This window comes from Streptomyces viridochromogenes (genome assembly GCF_001270495.1).
GTDB lineage: Bacteria > Actinomycetota > Actinomycetes > Streptomycetales > Streptomycetaceae > Streptomyces > Streptomyces viridochromogenes_A.
On sequence record NZ_LGUR01000044.1, the window covers coordinates 1 to 5,106 of the forward strand.

Sequence of the window (5,106 nt, forward strand, 5' to 3'; positions counted from 1 at the left end):
GGAGGTGGGGGAGAGATCCGGGAGCTCGGGGGCCTCGGGGGCGTCGGGGGCCTCCGGTAGCTCCGGCTCGTGGGTCACCCGCCCGCCAGTCGCTCGATCAGGGCGAGGGAGCCCGCGTCGTGGTCGGCGATGATCGAGCGGGCCATGGGCAGGTCGCGGCTCAGCAGGGCGTCGACCAGGTCGGTGTGCCGGCACCACAGGTGGCCGCGCAGATCGTCGAGGTGGCGCAGATGCTGGACCGTGCAGACCCAGGACTGCACCCGCAGTCGATGCAGGAAGTCCGAGAGGTAGGGGTTGCCGAAGAGGGCGCCGAGCTCGCGCCAGAAGCGCAGGTCGTAGCCGATGAGCACGGTGAGGTCGCCGGCGGTCGCGGCGCGCTGGGCCTCCTCGGCGCGTCGGCGTACCCCGACGACGGTGGCGTGGACGCGGGGGTCGTCGGGGTCCCGGTTGCGGGCGGTGTCGGTGGCCAGGACCTGGAACATGCCGTTGGTGACCAGGCCGCGGGCCTCGATGATGCCGCGGTAGTCCTCGACGGAGTACTCGTGCACGCGGAAGCCGCGGTGCTGGTCGGCTTCCAGCAGGCCCTGTGCGGAGAGGTCGACGAGTGCCTCGCGGACGGGGGTCGCGGAGACGCCGTACTGTTCGGCGATCTCCTTGACGGTGAACTCCCGGCCTGCCTGGAGCCGACCGGCCAGCACCTCGTCCCGCAGCGCGTCCGCGATCTGCTGCCGCAGGGTGCTCCGCGTCACGGAGCCGTTGCCGCCGGTGCCGGGCATGGTCAGGGCGTCTCCCGTCGTCGCGATGAGGTGGCGTGCGTGTGTCTGTGCGTGCACGTATATGTCTACGAGCACGCCACCTTACGCGTTCGGGTTTCGGGCGAGCTTTCCGCGACGGCCGAGATCTTTTCCGCCCCCGCCGCCCCTACCCGTCCCATCCCCAGGGGCGCTGCCCCTTCGACCCCGCTGGGGCTGCCGCCCCAGACCCCGCTTCGGCCCTGAAGGGGCCTCGTCCTCAAACGCCGGACGGGCTGAAGATGCCTGGACCGGCGCCGAAAAAGAGGGGTGGCTTCGTCCTCGAACGCCGGGCGGGCTGAAGATGCCTGGGCCGGTGTGGGAAGGCTGGGCCATCTGAAGCGGGGAAGCAGCAGGGTGTTTCGGGTCCGGCCTCCTGGCCGACCGAGACGGGTGGTGGGTGGGCAAAGGTCCGGGGGGCCGGTGGGGCCAGGGGGCGGAGCCCCCTGGCGGGGTGGAAGGGGCAGCGCCCCTTTACGGTGCGGTGTACTCGTCCGCCACGGACAGCGCGGCGTCCAGCGCGGACAGGCCCTCCTTCAGCTCCGCCTCGGTCGCGTTGCACGGCGGTACGACGTGGGTGCGGTTCATGTTGATGAACGGCCAGATGCCCCCGGCCTTCGCGGCGGAGCCGAACGCCGCCATGGGGGCGTTCGCCTCGCCCGTCGCGTTGTACGGCACCAGCGGCTCGCGGGTCTCCCGGTTCCTCACCAGCTCGACCGCCCAGAACATGCCGACACCGCGCACGTCACCGACGCTGGGGTGCCGCTCGGCCAGCTCACGCAGCCCGGGTCCGACCACGTCCGAGCCCAGCCGGGCGGAGTTCTCGACGACGCCCTCCTCGGCCATGACGTTGATCGTCGCGACGGCGGCCGCGCAGGCCAGCGGGTGGCCCGAGTACGTCAGACCACCCGGGTAGGGCCGCTTCGCGAACGACTCCGCGACGGCGCCCGAGACGGCCACCCCGCCCAGCGGCACATACCCGGAGTTCACGCCCTTCGCGAAGGTCAGCAGGTCGGGCGTGACGTCGTACAGATCCGCCGCGAACCACTCACCGGACCGCCCGAACCCCGCCATGACCTCGTCCAGGACGAAGACGATCCCGTACTTGTCGCAGATCTCGCGCACGCCGGCCAGATAGCCGGGCGGCGGCAGCATGATGCCCGCCGTCCCCGGAATCGTCTCCAGGATGATCGCGGCGACGGTCGAGGGCCCTTCGAAGGCGATCGTCGTCTCCAGGTGCTCCAGCGCCCGCGCGCACTCCTGCTCCTCGGTCTCGGCGTAGAAACGGGAGCGGTAGAGGAAGGGTGCCCAGAAGTGCACGACACCGGCCGTGGCGCTGTCGGAGGCCCAGCGGCGCGGGTCGCCGGTGATGTTCACGGCCTGCTGGGTACCGCCGTGGTACGAGCGGTACGCCGACAGCACCTTCGGGCGCCCGGTGTGCAGCCGTGCCATCCGCACCGCGTGCTCCACGGCGTCCGCGCCGCCGTTGGTGAAGAAGATCTTGTCCAGGTCACCCGGCGTCCGCTCGGCGATCAGCCGCGCCGCCTCGGACCGGGCCTCGATGGCGAAGGCGGGCGCGAAGGTGGTCAGGTGTGCGGCCTGCTCCTGTATCGCGGCGACGACCTTCGGGTGCTGGTAGCCGATGTTCGTGTAGACGAGTCCGCTGGTGAAGTCGAGGTAGCGCCTGCCGTCGTAGTCCCAGAAGTAGGAGCCCTCCGCGCCGGCGACGGCGAGCGGGTCGATGAGCTCCTGTGCGGACCAGGAGTGAAACACGTGCGCACGGTCCGCGGCCTTCACGGCGGCGCCGACCTCGGGATCTGGCTGAGGGGTCATGCGGGCGAGCGTAGGAGCGAGCGGTGTGGCCTGGATATCGGCGTCATGTCTGTGCTCGGAAGGTTTCCGCGACAGGTTGTCGACAGAAGCGGCACGGGGGGAGGGGGAGGGCACAGGAATGATTGACAGCAAGCTGTCTTAGTGACAGCATGTTGTCATCTTCGAGGTCGCCCTCGGTCGAACCCCAGGAGGAGTCATGACCAGCAGCACCGGCACCACCGGCAGTACCGCAAACTTCCGTAAGCCCGTGTACCTCGCCGTCTACGACACCCTCGCCGACTGGGAGCCCGGCCACGCCACCGCGCAGCTGGCCCGTGCCGGGTACGAGATCCGCACCCTCGGCCCGACCCGCGCGCCCGTCACCACCGTCGGTGGCCTGCGCATCCAGCCCGACCTGGCCCTGGACGACGTACGACCGTCCGACGCGTCCCTGCTGATCCTCCCGGGCGCCGACCTCTGGACTGAGACATCAGCCGCTGCCGCGGCGGGCGGCACCGACCTCGCTCCCTTCGCCCGCAAGGCGCGGGAGTTCCTCGACGCCGGCGTGCCCGTCGCCGCGATCTGCGGTGCCACCGCCGGACTGGCCCGCGAGGGGCTGCTCGACGACCGCGCTCACACCAGCGCGATCTCCTTCTACCTGGCCGCGACCGGGTACGGCGGCGGCGAGCGGTACGTCGAGGCCGACGCCGTCACCGACGGCGGGCTCGTCACCGCCGGTCCCACCGAGCCCGTCGCCTTCGCCCGGGAGATCCTGCGGCTCTTGCACGTGTACGACGACGAGGCCGTCGACGCCTGGTACCGCCTCTTCCACGACTCCGACGCCGAGGCGTACGCCGTACTCGAGAAGGCCGGTGTTCTGTGAGCCGGGAACGGCAGGACCTGCTCAGCCGCAGCGCGCTCGGTGTCTTCCGGCTCAACGGCCGGTTCCTCGCGGTCGCCGAGGAGCTGGCCAGGCCCGCCGGGCTGACGGCTGCCTGGTGGCAGGTGCTCGGGGCGGTCCTCGGCGAACCCCTTCCCGTCTCCGGGATCGCCCGCGAAATGGGCATCACCCGGCAGAGCGTGCAGCGGATCGCCGATCTGCTGGTGGAGAAGGGGCTCGCCGAGTACCGGCCCAACCCCGCCCACCGCCGTGCCAAGCTCCTCGCGCCGACGGAGGAGGGGCGTGCGGCGGTCTCCCGGATCAACCCCGGGCACGCGGTCCTCGCGGACCGGCTGGCGGAGGCCTTCGGGGAGGCGGAACTCGCCGATGCCGTACGGGTCCTGGAACGGATGTCGAAGGTGCTCGACCAAATCGCCGCACCTGTTACGGAACCGTAGACACCGACCCGCTCACCTCCTCATATGCCGCACTATCGTGGGGCCGTGGCGCAGGCGGGGGCCTGCGTGAGCGGGGTTGGGGGCGTGCGATGGAGAAGCTGGGATCGGGTGATCCGCAGCAGATCGGGGCGTACCGGCTGCTGGCGCGGCTGGGGGCGGGCGGCATGGGGGACGTCTACCTCGCCCGCTCCGATCGCGGCCGTACCGTCGCCGTGAAACTCGTACGGCGGGAGCTGGCCGCACAGGAGGAGTTCCGCGCCCGCTTCCGGCAGGAGGTGCAGGCGGCGCGGCAGGTCGGCGGGTTCTGGACCGCGCCGGTGCTCGACGCGGACACCGAGGCCGAGGTGCCCTGGGTCGCCACCGGGTATGTCGCCGGACCCAGCCTCCAGCAGGTCGTCGGGCGCGACCACGGAGCGCTGCCCGAGCGGTCGGTACGGATCCTGGCGGCGGGCCTCGCGCACGCGCTCAAGGACATCCATGCCGCGGGGATCGTGCACCGGGATCTGAAGCCGTCCAATGTGCTGGTCACCATCGACGGCCCGCGCGTCATCGACTTCGGGATCGCCCGCGCCCTGGAGACCGTCGACGAGAGCGGGCTCACCCGCACCGGCGCGCTGGTCGGGTCGCCGGGGTTCATGGCGCCCGAGCAGGTGCGCGGGGACCGGATCACGCCCGCGTGCGACGTGTTCTGCCTGGGCTCGGTCCTCGCGTACGCCGCGACCGGCACGCTGCCCTTCGGCTCCGTCGACAGCGGCGCGCACGCCGTGATGTTCCGCATCGCCCAGGAGGAGCCCGATCTGGAGGGCGTGCCCGAGGGGATCGCCGACCTGGTGCGGGACTGTCTGCGCAAGGATCCCGGCGCCCGGCCGACGCTGGACCGGATCCTGGAGCGCACGGGCGCCGAGGACACCGTCTCCGGCGGCCGGTCACGGGATCCGTGGCTGCCGAGCGCGCTGGTGGCACAGCTGGGGCGGCATGCGGTGAGGTTGCTGGACACGGAGGATCCGCAGGGGCCTGTGGGGCCTGTGGGGCCTGTGGGGCTGGTGGGCGCCGGGGGTGTGGAGACCCCGGTGCGTGACCGAGGCCCGCGGGCGGCGGCGGCCGGTTCCGGGGGGCCGGGTTCCGCCGAGCCGACCCCCGCGGCCTCCCCCGAGCACGCGTCGCC

Annotated in this window: 5 protein-coding genes; 3 read left to right on the forward strand and 2 right to left on the reverse strand. The window is 72.0% G+C overall.

Translation table 11 applies throughout. The annotated features are described in order from the left end of the window. Nucleotides 1-74: 74 nt before the first annotated feature. Complete coding sequence (locus ADK36_RS07245) at nt 75-776, reverse strand: GntR family transcriptional regulator (protein WP_048587518.1); 702 nt, start codon at nt 774-776, stop codon at nt 75-77. Nucleotides 777-1,265: 489 nt separating this feature from the next. After that, nucleotides 1,266-2,624, reverse strand: a complete 1,359-nt coding sequence (locus ADK36_RS07250; protein ID WP_048587514.1) for an aspartate aminotransferase family protein — start codon at nt 2,622-2,624, stop codon at nt 1,266-1,268. A 196-nt stretch (nt 2,625-2,820) separates the two neighbouring features. Here ADK36_RS07250 and ADK36_RS07255 point away from each other — a divergent pair, with 196 nt between their 5' ends. The 3 genes from ADK36_RS07255 to ADK36_RS07265 form a co-directional block, all read left to right on the forward strand. Continuing rightward, nucleotides 2,821-3,486 carry a type 1 glutamine amidotransferase family protein gene (locus ADK36_RS07255; protein WP_048587515.1) on the forward strand — a complete coding sequence of 222 codons (666 nt, stop codon included), beginning with the start codon at nt 2,821-2,823 and terminating at the stop codon, nt 3,484-3,486. Beyond that, nucleotides 3,483-3,941, forward strand: a complete 459-nt coding sequence (locus ADK36_RS07260; protein WP_048587516.1) for a MarR family winged helix-turn-helix transcriptional regulator — start codon at nt 3,483-3,485, stop codon at nt 3,939-3,941. Before ADK36_RS07255 ends, ADK36_RS07260 begins: the two co-directional genes overlap by 4 nt. 89 nt (nt 3,942-4,030) lie before the next feature. Continuing rightward, nucleotides 4,031-5,106: serine/threonine-protein kinase (locus ADK36_RS07265; RefSeq protein ID WP_234329702.1), on the forward strand; the 1,076-nt coding region annotated here is incomplete at its 3' end.

Excerpts from the sequence above, each read along its gene's own strand:
- ADK36_RS07255 (WP_048587515.1), top strand. The coding sequence starts at position 2,821 with ATGACCAGCAGCACCGGCACCACCGGCAGTACCGCAAACTTCCGTAAG.
- ADK36_RS07250 (WP_048587514.1), bottom strand. The coding sequence starts at position 2,624 with ATGACCCCTCAGCCAGATCCCGAGGTCGGCGCCGCCGTGAAGGCCGCG.
- ADK36_RS07245 (WP_048587518.1), bottom strand. The coding sequence starts at position 776 with ATGCCCGGCACCGGCGGCAACGGCTCCGTGACGCGGAGCACCCTGCGG.